The 738-nt window shown below is 50.9% G+C and carries 1 protein-coding gene; it reads left to right on the top strand.

Going from position 1 to position 738, the window contains the following annotated elements:
• Positions 1 to 738: TIGR00282 family metallophosphoesterase (locus ACFRAK_RS29495; RefSeq protein ID WP_394573269.1), on the top strand; the 738-nt coding region annotated here is incomplete at both ends.

Genomic DNA, 738 nt, shown 5'->3' with positions numbered 1-738 from the left:
GCATTAAAGGCTTCGCTTCCGGAGCTGAAGTCCAAGTATAATCCGCATATCATTATTGCCAATGGTGAGAATGCGGCTTCGGGCCGGGGCATAACCTCGGCCATTGCGAACGAATTTTTCAATTGGGGTGTACATGGCATTACGCTGGGTAATCACACATGGGATAATAAAGAGATTTTTGAATTTATCGACGATGAGTCGAGAATGATTCGCCCTGCGAATTTTCCTCCAGGAACACCGGGGCGCGGTTACACCGTGATCAAAGCGAACGGGAAACAACTGGCGATTGTCAATCTTCAAGGGAGAACCTTCCTGCCAGCGATTGATTGTCCGTTCCGTGCAGCGGATGAGATTGTGGACGAGCTTCGACAGAAGCATACGTGTATACTCGTGGACTTCCATGCGGAGGCAACCTCGGAGAAGATCTCGATGGGCTGGCATTTGGATGGACGTGCTTCGATGGTGGTTGGTACGCATACCCATGTACAGAGCAATGACGATACCATCCTTCCAGGCGGAACAGCCTATATCACCGATACGGGTATGGTGGGTTCCAAGGAAGGCGTGCTCGGCATGCAGCGCGATGCCGTGTTATACAAGTTCCAGACACAGCTTCCAGCTCGTTTCCAGGTAGATGAAGGCAAGTGGCATTTTCATGCCGTATGTGTGGATATGGATGAGGAGACCGGCCGGGCCCGGAAGATTCAAAAAATCCGCATGTATGAAGATGAATGGCGT

Source organism: Peribacillus sp. NPDC056705 (assembly GCF_043656335.1).
Note: the sequence above shows the minus strand (reverse complement) of the source record. Positions and strands in the feature narration are given on the sequence as shown.